The following is a 16,694-nucleotide window of genomic DNA, read 5'->3' on the forward strand; positions in this document are numbered from 1 at the left end:
AGGACAAATGACTAAAATCATGACTGAATGGCTGCATTTGCGGAATTGCGGGTTAAAAGACCATCTTCCATTTCTACGATGCGATCGGCTATGTCTAAAATGCGGTTGTCGTGTGTCACTAATAAGATAGTCGTTCCCTGATTTTTGGCTAGACTCTGCATTATTTCCACGACATCGCGTCCTGATTGTTTGTCTAATGCGGCTGTTGGTTCGTCTGCTAGCACTAGGGGGGGACGATTCACTAGGGCGCGGGCGATCGCAATTCTTTGTTTTTGTCCACCAGAAAGATTGTCTGGGTAGTAATCAACTCGTTCTTCTAGACCAACTGACCCCAGCATGGCTTTTGATTTAGCCACTGCTTCTGCTTGAGAAATATGATCGTTTAATTCTACCGCCATTTGTACATTTTGCTTTGCTGTCAAGAACCCTAGCAAATTGTGAGCCTGGAAAATATAACCAATGTTGCGTCGCATCTGCACCAGTTTGTTTTGACTGACGCCAACGAGTTCTTCACCTAAAAATTTTAAACTTCCCTCTTGTACAGACCGCAAACCACCAATTAAGCTCAGTAATGTTGTTTTTCCTGAACCTGATGGCCCGGTCATAATTACAATCTCACCAGGATAAATTTCTAGATTGATGTCAAATAATATCTGTTTTCTCAGTGCGCCTTTGCCATAGTAGTGATTGAGGTTTTTAATGGCAATTACAGGTTCTTGTTTCATCATAATTTTGTTAGCTATAAGTTAGCATTTTTGAGATGTAATTTTAGTATGTGTCAGAAAATGATTTCTATTGATTAGAATATATCTGCTGGATCGGCGGCACTTAATTTTCTAACTGCGATCGCACCAGAAATAATGCACATTAACATGGTCAAAATTAATACCATTACCGCTCGGTCAAAACTCATAAAAACTGGTAAAAGTGTTGCATTTCTGGCACTGTTATACATAAATAAGGCAAAAACTATTCCAGGGAAATAGCCTAAAACGGCTAATAGCAAAGCTTCTTGAAGGATGACTGTCAATAAATAATTTTGTGTATAACCTATTGCTTTTAAAGTAGCATATTCGGCTAAATGATCTGCAACTTCTGTATAAAGAATTTGATAAACAATCACAGTCCCAACAATGAAACCCATGACAGTACCTAATGTGAAAATGAACCCAATAGCTGTACTATTCGCCCAGTAACTCCGCTCAAAAGTAATAAATTCTTGTTTAGTTAAAACATTTACCTCATTAGGTAAATACTTTCGTAATTCTTGAGCAACAACATTAGCATCTGCTCCCGGTTTTAATCTAATTAGTCCAATATCAATTAATCCTTTTTGACGATTGTTAAATATCCGCAGAAAGTTAATATCACTCGTAATTAAATTACCATCTGCGCCAAATGATGCGCCTAATGTAAATAGTCCTTCTACTTTAATTCGCCGCCTCCGCACTTCTGCTGTTACAGTCTTTCCTTGATCGTAATTAGCAGCAATGGGCCCATACTCTACCCTAGAAGAACGGTCAAATAGAACTACATCAGGTAGTTTAAGTTTATCTAAATTTTCCTGAACTCCAGGTAAGTTAACTAGGTTAGTTTCTGGGTTCATTCCAAATATCAGGATGCTACGAGGACGACCTGTTACAGGATTTTTCCAAATTGTAAAGTCTAAATATATCGGATGTACTGATTGAACTGCGGGTAACTCTAAAGCTTTATATAAGCGTCGTTGAGAGAAGCTTCTCATCGCCAATATTGCGTTAGATTGACTGTTAATTAAAACAATATCACCTTGCAAGCTGTTATGGAATCGAACATTACTATAATATAGAGCATCCCGGAAGCCGAGTTGCATAAACATTAAAATATCAGCAAAAGCAATTCCTGCTAAAGCCACAGCTAGGCGAGTTCTTTCTCTTGTCAGTTGTAGCCACGACAGAGGGATTTTTTGATTCATTTTATAGGCATCCAAGCACAGTTAAGATAATTCGTAATTCGTAATTAAGAACATTCTCAATCCAAAATATCAAACCGTAAATTGGTATTGCTGCTCGCCTATAACTTAATTAGTTATTAATATCGACAACAACCTTGGCATAAGTTAAACCAGAAACTTTCTGGCTATCTTCTGGAGACAGAGCAATTTTAACTTCTACAACTCTGGCATCCACATCTGCTGCTGGATCTGTATTTAGCACATCTTTTTTACCAATTTTTCTGCCAATTTCTGTAACAGTTCCTTTTAATTCGCCGCTAAATGCGCCGTTATCACTGGTGATAGTAGCATTTTGACCAAGACGCACTTTACCAATGCTGTCTTCAGCGACTTCAGCAATTACAAACATTTGGTTGGTTTGGCCAAGTTCAGCAATACCATTTGCACCGATCGCTTCACCCGATTTGGTGTAAACCTTTAAAATCTCTCCAGCGATTGGTGCTTGAACGTAGCTCAATCTCAGTTCTGCTTCGGCTTTTCTGACATTTGCGATCGCATTACTAACTTGAGCTTGCGCTACTTGCACATCGGTAGGACTAACATCTAAAATTCTGCTCAGTTTGGCTTTTTCTTCATCGATTTGTCTTTGCAAAGTTGCTAAAGTTTTGTCACGGTTAACTTTGGCTTCGATGAGTTGCTGTTGCAAAGTTGCTAAATTTTGGATTTGATTCGCTCTCGCCTCAGCAAGTTGCTGTCGTATAGTTGCCAATGTTTGCTTTAGGGTAGCTTGGCTTTCAGCCACCTGTTGATTAGAAGTTATTGCACTCAAGCGTCTACTATCCCGCTCTTGCTGAGAAATTGCACCCTCTTTGTATAAAAAATCATAGCGTCCAGCATCCACTTGGGCATTGCGCTGTTGGGCTTTAATACGTGTAAGTGTTGCTCTCAGGGCTTCTCTTTGCCCACTGAGTTCTGCTTCTAGGCGATTTACTGTTGCTTGTTGAACAAGTTTATCTCCACTTAACTGGGCTGCAATCCGAGCGATCGTAGCTTGTTGACCATCCCTTTCTCCAAGTAACTGCGCTTGTAGGCGAGCAATAACTGCTCTTTGAGCTTGAATATCTCTTGGAGATCCAGCCCTGACTTGTGCTAAATTCGCCCGAGCTTCTTGCACTTTCGCTTTTGCCTCTTGTAGTCCGGCTATTTGGGTATCACGGTTGTCCAAAATTGCCACAATTTGACCTTGCTTTACCTTTTCACCCTCTCTCACCAAAAGCTGCTGAATTCGTGATGATGGCGCTAATCCTGATGATGGGGCGGACAATTTAACAACTTCGCCTCGCGGTTCCAAACGCCCTACAGCACTAATGCTATTGCTAGATGGCATCACGGGTGCAGATGTAGTTAGTTTTCTCAGCTGCTCGATTTTAGCTGTGCCTAGTATGCCTGCGGCAATTACTACTGGTACAGCTACAGCAATACCCCACCAAATCTTCGGTTGTTCACTATTAAGCGTCTGTTCACTTGGCTTTGGCTTTTCAGTCACCCTTGACATAGTATGTTGCCCATTTACCTGAATTGTGCTGATGGAAGTAAAAATAAAAGGGTTTTTAATCAACAGCCAGTCCCGTTAGGACAAGCAATGGTGGTTTAAAGCTGGGTATGGCTTAAAAATCCATTGTGTGATGAACGCTCAACACTATGGCTTTGCAAAATGGTGTTTATTTGTATGCAGTACACTTCTCTTTCTAAATCTCTGTCCTAAAAACAGAGACTTTGAATTTTCCCCCTTTCTGTGTTGGGAAGGGGGTTAGCGGGTTAGGTCTGTATTTAAACCCAGAAGTGCTACAATAGCTGGCTATTCAATAACTCTGAGTATGAATGAGACATAAGTGCAATGGGAGCTAGCAGAATTCACAAGCAGTATGAATCTAGATGTAGAGATGCGATATATTACGTCTCTACACAAAATTCTAAATTGGTATGATGCGTTACTTTACTGCCAATACGGTTTGGCTAAGGCAAGAGACGCGATCTAGGGCGTTTCATCAAAAAACCTTATCCGAACCTTATTGACTTTACTGCTACATTCACTACAGCTATAGTTACTCACAAAATTGAAAAGAAACATCAAAAATAGACTGTTGCCTTTGTTGGATACAATCTTGTTACAAAAGTTAGTCTTCCTTAAGTGAATCAACGATTAACTAACTAAAAAATATCTGTCAACTTGAGCATTTTTAACATCAGAGTTTCCTTAACTTTCTGGTCAATGATTTAGCAGGGCTAGTTGCTTGCACCTCCCAAGACAACAAACCATTTGGTGATATTTGCTTCAAAGACCTTACTACTTTCCCTGCTGCTGTTTTGGGACTCCATTAAACTCTCGTTGAATGAATTCTACATTTATCCGTTACCTGAAAACGTAACAGAACCTACAGATGACGGAGATGGAGGGATGATTAAGTTGGGAGATCGAATAAAACTGTGGTCATATAATTTTCTGCCCAAGCTGGGCCAAAGGCTTTTTCTAGTACGCGGCGGGTTTTATCGTTTTGCTGCTGTTTGGTGCAGTAGTTGTGTTGTCCAGCTAGATTTTGGGTGACTTGTTCAACTGAAACCGGATGTGAGGCGATCGCTTGGATGCAATGAATGTCTAAAAATTCTCGCACCCGTGAGAGAAACATTGCTTCTTCTTCTGGGGAACTGGGGCGTACAAAGATACAAAAATCGGAAAAAATATTTCCCCATTCCGGTAATTCACGGGGTTGGGAAAAGTTAAGCACTGTTAGTTGTGTCAATGCAGAAGTATAAGATTCTGGTAGGGTGCGTTCTACTTGGATAGGAGAAAGGTCTGCGATCGCGGCACTAATTTGACCTCTACCCCCAACTAAATCACAACCAAACATCGGCAGGTTGTATTCTGGACGGGGAAACATGACGCAGTGCAAAATATCCAGCATATTGCCGATTTTTGCCAGTTCCAAGTGCATTTTCCGAAACTGGGGCGTTTGATAGCAACGGTTTTCAATTGTCAGTTTTTCGCCTTCTAATCTACCTTCCACATACCCCAACTCATTAGGCAAATGGTAGGGGGATAAATCCAGGTGGTGATGCCAAGCTGCCTCAATACAATCAGCTAGCTGACGAATTAGGGGATGTTGTTGCTCACGCAGCGAGGGCATAGAAGTAAATGACATAAGCTAGTTGGGAATGCGATCTAATGGCCAGTCTACAACCAGTCGTGCCATACCTGTTGTGGTCTGCAATATAAGCAAACACTTACACCCAGCCAACGTAAATTTATAAGACAGATACTTTTCACAAGGATTATTTATTTTGTAGTCTAGGTTACAGAAATAATTTTAGATTAGCCCATTTGTGAAGGCTAATAGAAAGCTATGAAACTAGATTCTCATAGACCGGATTTTGCTGTGCAAGCAAGAAAGTACAATTTGGAAGGCTTACAGAGGTTCAGAGCTTCTACTTGGGTAAACCTTTTGCAACTTCCCAATCCCTTTAGTTTTGACGAAGCACTTTTATTGTGTCCAGTTTCAGCAGATGAGTGGCTAACCTGGATTCCAGATTATGGAGAGGCAATACTCAATATTAGGCAATTTAGTTATTAGTCATTGGTCATTGGTCATTGGTCATTGGTTAATAACTTTAGACCAGGAACTATTGCTGCCAGAAATCAGTGACATCGTATCCCAATTCACTTAACATCTGCCGCAGCAGGGGTAAACTGAGTCCAATTACATTGCTGTGACAGCCGGTGATTTTTTCTACGAAGAAACTACCAAAACCCTCAATTGCAAAGGCACCGGCACACTTGAGGGGTTCACCTGTGGCAACATAAGCTTTAATTGCCTTTTCGCTCATTTGAGCAAAATAAACTCTTGTAACTTGAGACTTGACTAAAGTACGATTTTGGTCATGGTCAATTAAAGCATGACCTGTGTATAAGTCGCCAAAGTTACCTTGCATTATCTGCCAACGAGCGATCGCTTCAGAGGTATCTGCTGGTTTGCCATAAATTTCACCATTCATAGACAAAACTGAATCACAACCCATAATCAAAGCTGATTCAAACTGTGGGGCTACAGTTTCCGCCTTGTACTGGGCAAGAGTTTTGACTAATTCTGCTGGTTCACTTAATTCAATTTGCGACTCATCAAAATCACTTGCTCGAACTATTGGTTCAATACCAACAGTTTGCAGCAAGCGGCGTCGGGCTGGGGAAGCTGAAGCAAGTACAAAAGGTGGAATTTTCATAATCTGAAAAACTTGGTAATTGGGTATGGGGCAATTCAATTTTAGATTTTGGATTAAATTTCAATCTAAAATCCAAAATTTAAAATCCAAAATTCTTACTCCCCATTCCCCAATTAATAAACAGAAAAAGAATTAACAACCTCATCAATCATTCGTTTAACTTTCTGCCAGCGTTTTTCAGGAATTGAGGCGTTGAGGGTAAAAAGTTTACCACGGCTCACAGCAACACTGGCGATGTTGTGACGTTCTTGTTGATTGGGGAGTTTAACCTCATACTCTAAAAGGTAATATGTTTTACCATCTACTTCTCGCTGCGCGGCATTGACTAATTCAGCCGAACGACCAGAGTCAGGAGGCGCGAGAGCCGCTTTTCCTAATTTGTATCCTACTTCTGTTGGAGTTCCTAATTCTGATAAGGTTTTTCCTTCTGGAACTGGGCTAATCACAACCGAAACGTTTTCAGACACCTCAATCAAATCGTGGAAAACCACATCTGGTCCATTGGCAACTTTAACTGGCAGCCAGCCGTTAGGATATGAAAACTGATAGCCATCACTAGTGTCTACAAAGCTTTTGAGTCCAGACGCAGCAGCTACATCAGAATTACTCAGACTGAAGCTCAACACCAATAGCAAAATTAATACAATTCGTTTCCACATTTCTATAGATTCCTTTGGGCTGGAGATAAGACAAGGCTTGCATCATTTCTCGTTTTTATTCTCCCACCAAGCGGTACGCTTCGGATAATGTATTAAATAGTGAAGTATAAATGCTTATGTTCCCTAAGGTCTAATTATAAAAAAGAGAGGCAGATAATTCTACCTCTCCTATACAGGGATAGACAAATTAATTGAACTATCCCATGATTAATTCCAACTAACTAGACTTAGTATCTGTTGGGTTTGTGAACAAGGAAGCTAAGAATTTGGCACTGCTTGATGTTGTCAAAACCCACAACACGGATATAGCTGTTGTTGAATTGAGAACGGCATCCTTGAACTTCGCTCAATACTTCTTGAGTAGATCTAGCGTTGAACAAAGGCAACTTCCACAGTGTCCAATATAATTCTGTTGGTTCAGAAGTTTCGTTAAATTCAATCGCTGGAATGTAACCTTGATTCAAAATGTACTGGATCTGCTTGGCAATTTGAGCGTCAGACAGAGGGGGCAGATAAGAAAGGGTTTCGTAACGACGCTCTTTTGGTAAAGTTTGCATAGCTTTTGATAATTGGTTGCGATTTTTACTAGTAGATTGACCGAACTAATTGGATAAGTTATCCAAATTCTGATCTGAAGTTGTTTGCTGTTCTGGTTCCAGACTGGGGTTAGATGTGTCTATTCGTGTGATGCGTTCTAAATGCTGGCGACGCTGCTCCATGTTGGCTTGTTGAATGCCAGTGCGAACCATTTCCGGTAAAAATTCTGCAATTTCTTCCGCAATGTGTTGCCTGACAGTCATAATTCGCAAAGCCAAATCTGGTTTTTCTCGCAACAGTTGCTCAATGAATGACTCACCATTTTGAATTTTGCCAGACGAAAAGTTATGCAACCAAAGTTCTAATGGCGGATTCGTTTCGCCTAGCTGTGCCAATACTGTCCTTAGAGCCTGATAAGTCAGATAGCTTTGGAGAGTTTTGGCTGTGTCCTTCGCAATTTGCTTAAGATTCATGCTTGACCCCAGCCGTCACTAGTTATGAGTTATGAATTATGAGTTATGAGTTATGAATTAATGTAACTCTTAACTCCTAACTTCTAACTCCTAACTTTTGATCAGACGGTATCCATTGCTTCAAACTCGAACTTGATTTCTTTCCACAGTTCGCAAGCAACAGCCAGTTCAGGAGACCACTTGGCAGCTTCGCGGATGATATCGTTACCTTCACGAGCCAAGTTGCGGCCTTCGTTACGTGCTTGAATAACGGCTTCCAAGGCGACGCGGTTAGCAGTTGCACCAGGAGCGTTACCCCAAGGGTGTCCTAAAGTACCACCACCGAATTGTAGTACGGAGTCATCACCAAAGATTTCTACCAGTGCGGGCATGTGCCATACGTGGATACCACCAGAAGCAACTGCCATTACACCAGGTAGAGAAGCCCAGTCTTGGGTAAAGTAAATACCACGAGACTTGTCTTGCTCAATGTAGTTTTCACGCAATAGGTCAACGAAGCCCATTGTGATGCCGCGCTCACCTTCCAACTTACCAACGACTGTACCCGTGTGGATGTGATCGCCACCAGACAAACGTAGGGCTTTAGCCAATACACGGAAGTGGATACCGTGGTTCTTTTGACGGTCGATTACAGCGTGCATCGCACGGTGAATGTGTAGCAAGATACCGTTGTCGCGGCACCAACGAGCCAATGTAGTGTTGGCGGTGAAACCTGCGGTCAGGTAGTCATGCATGATGATGGGCTGCTTGAGTTCTTTAGCATACTCAGCCCGTTGTAACATTTGCTCACAGGTGGGGGCGGTGACGTTGAGGTAGTGACCTTTGATTTCACCGGTTTCAGCTTGAGCTTTGGCAATAGCTTCAGAAACGAACAAGAAGCGATCGCGCCATCTTTGGAATGGTGCAGAGTTGATGTTTTCGTCGTCTTTGGTGAAGTCCAAACCACCGCGTAAGCACTCGTATACAGCGCGTCCGTAGTTCTTAGCGGAAAGACCCAATTTGGGCTTAATGGTACAACCCAGTAAAGGACGACCGTATTTGTTTAACTTGTCGCGCTCAACTTGGATACCGTGAGGAGGTCCTTGGAAGGTCTTGATATAAGCTACTGGAAAGCGGATATCTTCTAAACGTAGTGCGCGGAGAGCTTTGAAACCAAATACGTTACCGACAATTGAGGTCAATACGTTGGTTACAGAACCTTCTTCAAACAAGTCTAAAGGATAGGCAACGTAGGCAATATATTGGTTGTCTTCGCCGGGAACTGGTTCGATGTCATAGCAACGACCTTTGTAGCGATCGAGGTCGGTGAGCAAATCTGTCCACACAGTTGTCCAAGTACCTGTGGAAGATTCAGCCGCAACAGCCGCACCTGCTTCTTCGGGAGGAACACCAGGCTGAGGTGTCATACGGAACGCAGCTAGAAGATCGGTATCTTTTGGTGTGTAATCGGGTGTGTAATAAGTTAATCTGTAATCTTGAACCCCGGCTTTATACCCAGACTTGCTCTGAGTCTTCGTTTGAGCGTAAGACATAATTTTATCCTTCCCTGAAATCACTCTTGTTAATTATCAAACCACGTTTTGTGCAACTTTCCCTGACCCCACTCTTGCCCCTTTTGAACGAGGGGAAGATCGGGAAAAATTTTTCTTAGGGGTTTTCTTTGGCAAAGGTTTAGTAGTTTTTTTGCGGTGGACACTTTGGTAGCGGTGGTAGCCCTCCTCACCAGTGTTATCCCGTTGTCGGGATACACGACCTAGCGCTTCTACTATTCCTCTTGCTAAAAATCAAAATTCTTTTTTACCTCTTCTTTGCACCCAACTAAACCTTCTCAATTTCACCAAAGCTTCCGCTTTTTACGGCTTGATTTTAGATAATTCCCCCATAAATCGCGATATTCAGGGTATTGGGCTGGCTGGCACACATTCCCACCTTTACACTCCTCATATCTTCTCCGTTGATGGAAAAGATACCAGAAAAGAATTTACTTGACAGAGATTTAGCAAAGTGGTGAGCGAAAGATAAAAAAATTGCACGCCACGTAATTTGTAACTTGTTTCACAATATATCAAGAATTCGATAAGTTATTCTTTGAAAGTTTTTAACTTATCTATTTAATTTTGTTATTACATAAAGATTTAAACTTTTTGTTACAAAAGCTTTACAAAATGTCATTAATGGGATCTGGGGACTGGGGACTAGGAAATAAATATTTAATTTTTATTCATTAAGAATACTTTCTGATTACCCAATACCCAGTCCCCAATCCCCAATCCCCAATCCCCAATCCCCAATGTTTAAAAAATCCCAGCTAGGGGAACACTGGAATTAACCCAAAGCCAGTTTCGGTAACGGCTATGGGTACTGTCTCCAAAGGGAATGTCACCGTGGTATTGTTTTGCAAGCGTACTAGTTTATTGATTACTTCTATCCTGCTGGGGTTGATAGCTTTACCAAGTATGGGATGGGCACAGAAAACCCCTGACGTTAATTCATCTGATGTAGCCCCCGCTTATCCACCTTCTGCACCGCCTCCGCGAGTAGAACCCTTACCCGATGAGCGAGGAGTGCAAGAACATTCGCCAGAAACAGATTATCGTGTCGGTAATTTGCTGCAAGATGTTACAGGTAATCTTTGGGTAGGTTCTTGGCGCGGACTATCGCGGATTGATCCTAAAACTGGCAAGATTATCTCTCGTGTTAGCTTACCAAATGTTGCTATTGGTGCTTTAGCCCAAGATAAAGTAGGACGTTTGTGGGTGGGAAGTTATGAAGGATTAATCCGAGTAGACCCCCGCACTAGCGAAATCACCGCGCAGAATTTATTTTTGCCTTCTAAACGCGTGTTGTCACTGTTACTTGACAAGCGGGGTTATTTGTGGACTGGAACTGATAGCGGTTTAGCTTTAATTAGCCCCGACCAAGGCTTGATTATGACAACATTAAAAAATCTGCCTGGTGTCAGCGCCAACGCCCTGACTTTAGATGCTGAAGGTCAACTGTGGGTTGGTACTCTTGATGGATTGGTGCGGGTAAATACTGCTAGTGCTGCGATTATGAAGCGAATAGCCGATTTACCAGGGACAACCGTGCAATCTTTAGCTATTAGTCCAGAAGGGTTAATTTGGGCGGGAATGGCGAATAATTTGCTAGTTATTAATCCAAAAACTGGCGCGGTGTTGCGGTCTGTAACTCGCTTACGTGGGCGTGACGTAACAGCGATACGTTTTGCTAAAGATGGTAGTCTCTGGGTCGGGACTAGTAATGGTTTGTTACGATTAAATCCAAATACGGGAGCTGTGTTAGATGCAGAAGTTGCTGGACTGCCTTCTAGTCGGGTTCTTACCCTTGCACCTGACATTGCTAATAAATTATGGATAGGCACTAGTGAAGGTCTGGCTTGGTTAATGCCCAAAACGGACAGTGCAAAACCCCATATTGCTTTCAGTCGCGCTGTTAAATGAAAAGTTAGGAGTTAGGAGTTAGAAGTTATAAGTTAAAGAATTTTTTAAATTCAAAACTCCTCACTCCTCACTCTTAACTCCTAACTCCTAACTCCCCACCGAGAACAATGGCAATCACTACCCAGCAATTAATTCAATGGAAACAACAAGGACGTTCAATTGTGGCGTTGACCGCCTGGGATTATGCGATCGCTCAACTCCTCGATGCAGCTGGTGTAGACTTAATCCTTGTGGGTGATTCGATGGCAGTAGTTTTAGGGTATGAAACAACACTGCCAATTACCTTAGATGAAATTATCTATCACGCCAAATCTGTGCGCCGTGGGGTGAAACGGGCATTAGTAGTTGTAGATTTACCTTTTTTGACGTATCAAGAAAGTCTCCAACAAGCGATGCACTCAGCGGGGCGGGTACTAAAGGAAACGGGCGCTCAAGCGGTAAAATTAGAAGGCGGGTATCCAGCGATCGCTGAAACTGTGGCTCGTTTAGTAGAAGCCGGAATTCCGGTCATGGGTCATGTCGGTTTGACACCACAATCAATACATCAACTGGGTTTGCGACAACAAGGAAAGACGCAAGAAGCCAGTGAGAGGATTTTACAAGAAGCGATCGCTCTCGAACAAGCGGGTGTATTTTCTCTCGTGTTAGAGCATATACCCGCAGATTTGGCAATGCAGATTTCACAAAAATTAAGTATTCCTACAATTGGTATCGGTGCGGGAATTCACTGTGATGGACAAGTTTTAGTTACCTCAGATGTCCTTGGACTGGCAGAAAAGCATCCACCATTCGCCAAAGTTTACACAAATTTGCGCGAGACGATTACCAAAGCCGTGCAAGATTATGCCGTGGAAGTGCGAGAGCGGAAGTTTCCTTGACTTCATCATTAACTATGGCTGAAACTGAAGCAACAAATTTCTTAAGAGTTCTACTTCAACAAGATGCAGAGCAAGTACAAACTTGGTTGAGAATGGTTTGGGCAGAGCAACAGCAAGTACCAGAGAAATTTAACTGGCTTGGTTTGGCTGAAGTCTCTACTTCCAACGCTCAAGAACTAGCCAATGAAGAATTTAATGAATCTCATTCAGAAAGCCTTGCTTGGGCAGAGGTAGCAACTTCAGTTTACGAATTTTTAGCTGAAAATAATCCTAGCTTTTCTGAGCGATATCTAGATTCTTCAATGACATTACGAGCTTACATGATCCTAAAATTTGGTGCTATTCCAGAAAATCCAGTTCTCGATATATATCTGATTATTAATTGGTTTTTCGATAATTTACATATTTCCTACCAAGAAGCATTAATTAAAGCAGCAGATTGGGGAGAAGCTTTAGCAGCCAAGAATCCAGAAGAAACTCAAAAAAAGTTTGATAGCGAACTTGAAGATTTCAGAAAATTAAGGTTTATTAAAAATCGTTTATCAATCATTAAATATTTATCTAAGAGTAAACATTTTCTTCCAAACGAGGAACTGAATACTTGGATTTCACTTTGGGAAAAATTGCCCTAAGCCATGTTGATTCAGTCTTTCGGAAATCCTTTAAGCAGTACTGCAACCTAAATCAACAGTAACTACTAAAGAAAATTTAAATAAGCAGCTAATGAAGAACATAAAAAACCCCGACTTGATAGCCGAGGTAGATGGGAGAAGTCCAAATGTCGATGGGATATTTCAAAACCGAAGTCTGTTTTTCTTAGTTAACACCCAATGCAACCAAAACTAGATAGGTAATAGACAAGGTGGAATTTTAATTATGCAGCTTGCTTTGGGGCTTTGCTAAGTTATGTAAATAAATATAACAACAATATTACAAATAGTCAACTAGACTTGACAAACAAAGGCTGATAGTTTCTATAAAGAATACTTATCAAAGCAGTACATCGACCAATGAAACCGATTACTGGGTAAGATAGTGGGATGAAAACGAGAACCGAACTTTTGGGGAGTACAAGAACTAAGGGATTAGCTGCACATTAGGGTAGTTGGAATTAAGCCAGAGATTTGAGAAGCTAGCTACAGATCGCGAAAGTCTTTACAATTCCTTTGTTGACTCAAAAAGTATTTCTCAACCTATGACGAATCAAGCTCCTATCCCGGTTATTGTCAACGGTGCTGCTGGTAAAATGGGACGTGAGGTAATTAAGGCGGTGGCGCAAGCGCCTGACTTAAACCTAGTGGGTGCAATTGACCACAGTTTGGAACATCAAGATAAAGACGCTGGAGAATTGGCGGGTTTAAGCGAACCCCTGGAAGTGCCGATTACCAATCAATTAGAACCGATGTTGGGGTATGTGGCTGGTGACAGACAGTCTCCTCCAGGAGTGATTGTAGACTTTACCCATCCTGACTCAGTTTATGACAATATTCGTAGTGCGATCGCTTACGGTATTCGTCCTGTAGTTGGCACCACTGGCTTAAGTCCAAAACAAATTCAAGACTTGGCAGACTTTGCCGACAAAGCTAGCACTGGTTGCCTAATTATTCCTAATTTTTCCATTGGTATGGTGTTATTGCAACAAGCTGCGATCGCAGCCTCAAAATATTTTGACCATGTAGAAATTATCGAACTGCATCACAACCAAAAAGCTGATGCTCCCAGTGGTACTGCCATTCAAACAGCGCAGTTACTAGGAGAATTGGGTAAAACTTTTAACCCTGCTCTTGTAGAAGAAACGGAGAAGTTACCAGGAGCGAGGGGCAGTATCGCAGATGAAGGGATTAGAATTCATAGCGTCCGCTTGCCAGGATTAATTGCCCACCAAGAAGTGATTTTTGGCGCAGCTGGACAGATTTATACTTTACGACATGATACGAGCGATCGCGCTTGTTATATGCCAGGAGTGCTACTAGCGATTCGCAAAGTCTTAGCGCTAAAGTCGTTAGTATATGGATTAGAAAAAATACTTTAAACACACTCTCAGCACTCATGTTAGTACCACTGACTCGCCAGAAATTTGAACAAGTTGTCCCCCTAATTGCCACTGGTTTGCAGTACAAGTACTACTGGGGAAAATTCTCAAATTTTTTGCAACGGCTGTTAATTTCTGTAGTTGGCGTAGTTGTTATTTTGCTTGTAACAGTCGTTTTCAAGCTTGAGTTTGCTTCAATAGTATTTGTGCTAGGGGTAGTTAGCGCTTTTTTTTGGTTGTGGTATCCAGTGTTTCAAGCAAGTATGCGGAATTTGCAATGCCGCCGTTATAAGTACGGCGGTTTTTTCCGTGGTCGAGTCTTAGATTGGTGGATTACAGACCAGTTAGTAGGTAAACAAGAAACAGTCAACAACAAAGGCGAATTGGTGATTGTAGAAAATCGGGAAAAACAGATAAATTTAGAGATTGGTGATGATACAGGATTTACCATTGAATTTGTAGCACCATTACGTCCTGCTCACAAGATTATTACTCGTGGTCAAATTGCAGAAATGGTAGTGATGTCAAATCGCTCAGATTTGAGCAGTATTGAAGAATTTAGCGATATATACTTTCCTAATCGTGACCTATGGGTTAGCGATTATCCTTATCTGCGGCGAGATTTCTTTAACGAAGTTGGTCGCCGCTTGCGTGAAGACCAACAACAAAAACCGCGTCGGCGGCGTCGTAGAGTAGAAGATTGAATAAATAAATCGCCGTCAAGACAAAAGACTGATTATTGTAGAGACGGCGATTTATCGCGTCTCTTGCCTTAACCGAACAATATTGCTGTACCTCTTGCCTTCTTGCTAACGAGAACATCCAACTTTGATGAGTTTCCCCTGCAAACGATAATTTACCGTCCCACAAACAAAACCTGCCGACTTAGGTTCTACATAAGACCGTGTTGGCGGATTTTGTTTATCTAATCGTGATTTCCAATCCCTAGATATTTTGTCTAGAGTAGGATACTTTCTTAAAAACTGCGAGTCTGCAACAATATCATGAGACCCCTTAACAGTTACTTTCGGATTATTGATGTATATATTATAATCATAAATAACATTTTTATTTTTAGTGTTAATGTTAATATTTTTCCCCGGAAAAGAATAGAGAATATTTCTTAAAATTCTGACATTAGATGATGTATGAGCAAATATTTGCCCACTTTTAATTTCTGGACTCTGATTATTTAAAACTGCTGTGTTATTTACAATATCAACATGCTCGCTTAAAAAGGCATGAATACCTGATCCACCATTATTAAAGGCAAGATTATTTTGAACTAAAGTACGTCCTTTATATGCACCCAATTTGGGATTTTCATCGTTTCTTGTACTATCAATAATAATGCCATTACCATCTGTAATCTTTCCAACTGCAATCCAAGGGATGTACATACGATTGTTATAAGTCTTGTTGTTGGTAACAAACATCTTATATCCCCGGTTGTTGTCAAAATTCCAATTGCTCAACATCGAGATGCCACTGCAACCATAGACACTATACCAGGCATTATTGAACACCACATTATTATCTATCGTCACATAATCCGATTGAATTGCTGAAATACCTGCTCCTCCACAGTCATGCACTTTGTTGTTTACAATACGTATATGGTGACTATGACCATTTTTTCGTCCATCCACATTTATGCAGTTTCCACTTGTCAGTGGGTTTTGTTTGTTAGCTTTCTCACTCATCGCGTAATCAAGGGTTATGTTGGCATTGTTTCCTACAACCTCCAACCCATTGATCTCAATATAAGAAGCCCCATTTGAAATTAGGATACCATTCCAAGCATTATGCTGAATTTTTGGTAAATGTCCAGGATATGCTTTATACCTAATCCATGCATTTGCAGTTCCAGAACGTTTAATACTTATTACACTCCCAGCTTTGGGTAAATTTGTGTATACTCCGTTCATAATCAGGACTGTATCGCCAGGGTTGGTAAGGTCTGCGGCTTTTTGAATTGTCCTAAAGGCTGATGATGTAGAAAGTCCGCTATTTCTGTCGTTTCCACTACCACTAACATAGTATGTTTTCGGTGTTGAATTAGTGCTGATTAGCTCACGACGAGATAAGCTCATTTCCTTGTTAGTAGATACCTGACGGACGGTTTCAACTAAAGATGCTTTTATCCTTTCTGCGTTAGCCAAAAGAATTAATACTACAGGAATTGCCAGATATGCGCTTAAACTGAAACCTCGAATTCCCACGATAAAAGGCTCCTTTCTTAGCACTATTTAATAAAAGTATCAGGATATCCAGTAATTTTGAATACTCTTTTGGATACAAATTATAGAATAAGTAAGTCGGCGGGAAAATTTATAAGTATGTAACAAAATTTTAACCAGAGAGATTAGAGTTAAATTTAATACGTTGTGTCCTATAATTTCCTCTTTCTCCTCTAGCTTGAACACCATCTATTACTGCGTAAGCA

General features: G+C 41.2%; 16 protein-coding genes. 6 read left to right on the plus strand and 10 right to left on the minus strand.

All coding sequences use genetic code 11. The features are described from left to right. Positions 1-17: 17 nt before the first annotated feature. From FD723_RS01715 to FD723_RS01730, 4 genes are all read right to left on the minus strand, one after another. Positions 18-725, minus strand: coding sequence for a DevA family ABC transporter ATP-binding protein (locus tag FD723_RS01715; protein ID WP_179068990.1), 708 nt, complete (start codon positions 723-725; stop codon positions 18-20). Positions 726-799: 74 nt separating this feature from the next. Next, positions 800-1,954, minus strand: a complete 1,155-nt coding sequence (gene devC / locus FD723_RS01720) for an ABC transporter permease DevC (protein WP_179063816.1) — start codon at positions 1,952-1,954, stop codon at positions 800-802. Positions 1,955-2,063: 109 nt separating this feature from the next. Then, a complete protein-coding gene (locus tag FD723_RS01725; RefSeq protein WP_179063817.1) occupies positions 2,064-3,488 on the minus strand; it encodes an HlyD family efflux transporter periplasmic adaptor subunit in 1,425 nt (474 codons plus the stop codon). 907 nt (positions 3,489-4,395) lie between these two features. Then, positions 4,396-5,133 (minus strand): phycocyanobilin:ferredoxin oxidoreductase, encoded by a 738-nt coding sequence (locus FD723_RS01730; RefSeq protein WP_179063818.1) that lies wholly within the window; start codon positions 5,131-5,133, stop codon positions 4,396-4,398. Positions 5,134-5,334: 201 nt separating this feature from the next. Between FD723_RS01730 and FD723_RS01735 the strand changes: the two genes are divergently transcribed. Then, entirely contained in the window at positions 5,335-5,562 is a 228-nt protein-coding gene (locus FD723_RS01735) for a hypothetical protein (protein WP_179063819.1), read from the plus strand. Positions 5,563-5,611: 49 nt separating this feature from the next. Here FD723_RS01735 and FD723_RS01740 read toward each other — a convergent pair whose 3' ends face one another. The 5 genes from FD723_RS01740 to FD723_RS01760 form a co-directional block, all read right to left on the minus strand. Then, the gene (locus tag FD723_RS01740; RefSeq protein WP_179063820.1) at positions 5,612-6,208 is read right to left on the minus strand and encodes a nucleoside triphosphate pyrophosphatase; all 597 of its coding nucleotides are present in this window, start codon (positions 6,206-6,208) and stop codon (positions 5,612-5,614) included. Positions 6,209-6,321: 113 nt separating this feature from the next. After that, a complete protein-coding gene (psbP, locus tag FD723_RS01745; RefSeq protein ID WP_179063821.1) occupies positions 6,322-6,867 on the minus strand; it encodes a photosystem II reaction center PsbP in 546 nt (181 codons plus the stop codon). Between the two features lie 227 nt (positions 6,868-7,094). Then, on the minus strand, positions 7,095-7,424 hold the full coding sequence (locus FD723_RS01750; protein ID WP_179063822.1) for a ribulose bisphosphate carboxylase small subunit: 330 nt from the start codon (positions 7,422-7,424) through the stop codon (positions 7,095-7,097). A gap of 45 nt (positions 7,425-7,469) precedes the next feature. Next, positions 7,470-7,877 (minus strand): chaperonin family protein RbcX, encoded by a 408-nt coding sequence (locus FD723_RS01755; protein WP_179063823.1) that lies wholly within the window; start codon positions 7,875-7,877, stop codon positions 7,470-7,472. 101 nt (positions 7,878-7,978) lie between these two features. After that, the gene (locus tag FD723_RS01760; RefSeq protein ID WP_179063824.1) at positions 7,979-9,409 is read right to left on the minus strand and encodes a form I ribulose bisphosphate carboxylase large subunit; all 1,431 of its coding nucleotides are present in this window, start codon (positions 9,407-9,409) and stop codon (positions 7,979-7,981) included. A gap of 822 nt (positions 9,410-10,231) precedes the next feature. On the opposite strand from FD723_RS01760, the gene FD723_RS01765 reads away from it, so the two are divergent. The 5 genes from FD723_RS01765 (at position 10,232) to FD723_RS01785 (ending at position 14,952) form a co-directional block, all read left to right on the plus strand. Continuing rightward, a complete protein-coding gene (locus FD723_RS01765; protein WP_179063825.1) occupies positions 10,232-11,338 on the plus strand; it encodes a two-component regulator propeller domain-containing protein in 1,107 nt (368 codons plus the stop codon). Positions 11,339-11,445: 107 nt separating this feature from the next. Further along, positions 11,446-12,216, plus strand: coding sequence for a 3-methyl-2-oxobutanoate hydroxymethyltransferase (panB, locus tag FD723_RS01770; RefSeq protein WP_179063826.1), 771 nt, complete (start codon positions 11,446-11,448; stop codon positions 12,214-12,216). 14 nt (positions 12,217-12,230) lie between these two features. Beyond that, the gene (locus FD723_RS01775; protein WP_179063827.1) at positions 12,231-12,848 is read left to right on the plus strand and encodes a hypothetical protein; all 618 of its coding nucleotides are present in this window, start codon (positions 12,231-12,233) and stop codon (positions 12,846-12,848) included. Positions 12,849-13,411: 563 nt separating this feature from the next. Next, positions 13,412-14,248, plus strand: coding sequence for a 4-hydroxy-tetrahydrodipicolinate reductase (gene dapB / locus FD723_RS01780; RefSeq protein ID WP_179063828.1), 837 nt, complete (start codon positions 13,412-13,414; stop codon positions 14,246-14,248). Between the two features lie 17 nt (positions 14,249-14,265). After that, positions 14,266-14,952, plus strand: a complete 687-nt coding sequence (locus FD723_RS01785; protein ID WP_179063829.1) for a phosphate ABC transporter permease — start codon at positions 14,266-14,268, stop codon at positions 14,950-14,952. 105 nt (positions 14,953-15,057) lie between these two features. On the opposite strand, the gene FD723_RS01790 is transcribed toward FD723_RS01785, so the two are convergent. Continuing rightward, positions 15,058-16,470 carry a right-handed parallel beta-helix repeat-containing protein gene (locus tag FD723_RS01790; protein ID WP_179063830.1) on the minus strand — a complete coding sequence of 471 codons (1,413 nt, stop codon included), beginning with the start codon at positions 16,468-16,470 and terminating at the stop codon, positions 15,058-15,060. Positions 16,471-16,694 lie beyond the last annotated feature (224 nt).

The sequence above is a fragment of the Nostoc sp. C052 genome (genome assembly GCF_013393905.1).
GTDB lineage: Bacteria > Cyanobacteriota > Cyanobacteriia > Cyanobacteriales > Nostocaceae > Nostoc.

What these genes read in the sequence shown, in the direction of transcription:
- FD723_RS01715 (WP_179068990.1), bottom strand. Translation starts at nt 725, where the DNA reads ATGAAACAAGAACCTGTAATTGCCATTAAAAACCTCAATCACTACTAT.
- devC (WP_179063816.1), bottom strand. Translation starts at nt 1,954, where the DNA reads ATGAATCAAAAAATCCCTCTGTCGTGGCTACAACTGACAAGAGAAAGA.
- FD723_RS01725 (WP_179063817.1), bottom strand. Translation starts at nt 3,488, where the DNA reads ATGTCAAGGGTGACTGAAAAGCCAAAGCCAAGTGAACAGACGCTTAAT.
- FD723_RS01730 (WP_179063818.1), bottom strand. Translation starts at nt 5,133, where the DNA reads ATGTCATTTACTTCTATGCCCTCGCTGCGTGAGCAACAACATCCCCTA.
- FD723_RS01735 (WP_179063819.1), top strand. Translation starts at nt 5,335, where the DNA reads ATGAAACTAGATTCTCATAGACCGGATTTTGCTGTGCAAGCAAGAAAG.
- FD723_RS01740 (WP_179063820.1), bottom strand. Translation starts at nt 6,208, where the DNA reads ATGAAAATTCCACCTTTTGTACTTGCTTCAGCTTCCCCAGCCCGACGC.
- psbP (WP_179063821.1), bottom strand. Translation starts at nt 6,867, where the DNA reads ATGTGGAAACGAATTGTATTAATTTTGCTATTGGTGTTGAGCTTCAGT.
- FD723_RS01750 (WP_179063822.1), bottom strand. Translation starts at nt 7,424, where the DNA reads ATGCAAACTTTACCAAAAGAGCGTCGTTACGAAACCCTTTCTTATCTG.
- FD723_RS01755 (WP_179063823.1), bottom strand. Translation starts at nt 7,877, where the DNA reads ATGAATCTTAAGCAAATTGCGAAGGACACAGCCAAAACTCTCCAAAGC.
- FD723_RS01760 (WP_179063824.1), bottom strand. Translation starts at nt 9,409, where the DNA reads ATGTCTTACGCTCAAACGAAGACTCAGAGCAAGTCTGGGTATAAAGCC.
- FD723_RS01765 (WP_179063825.1), top strand. Translation starts at nt 10,232, where the DNA reads ATGGGTACTGTCTCCAAAGGGAATGTCACCGTGGTATTGTTTTGCAAG.
- panB (WP_179063826.1), top strand. Translation starts at nt 11,446, where the DNA reads ATGGCAATCACTACCCAGCAATTAATTCAATGGAAACAACAAGGACGT.
- FD723_RS01775 (WP_179063827.1), top strand. Translation starts at nt 12,231, where the DNA reads ATGGCTGAAACTGAAGCAACAAATTTCTTAAGAGTTCTACTTCAACAA.
- dapB (WP_179063828.1), top strand. Translation starts at nt 13,412, where the DNA reads ATGACGAATCAAGCTCCTATCCCGGTTATTGTCAACGGTGCTGCTGGT.
- FD723_RS01785 (WP_179063829.1), top strand. Translation starts at nt 14,266, where the DNA reads ATGTTAGTACCACTGACTCGCCAGAAATTTGAACAAGTTGTCCCCCTA.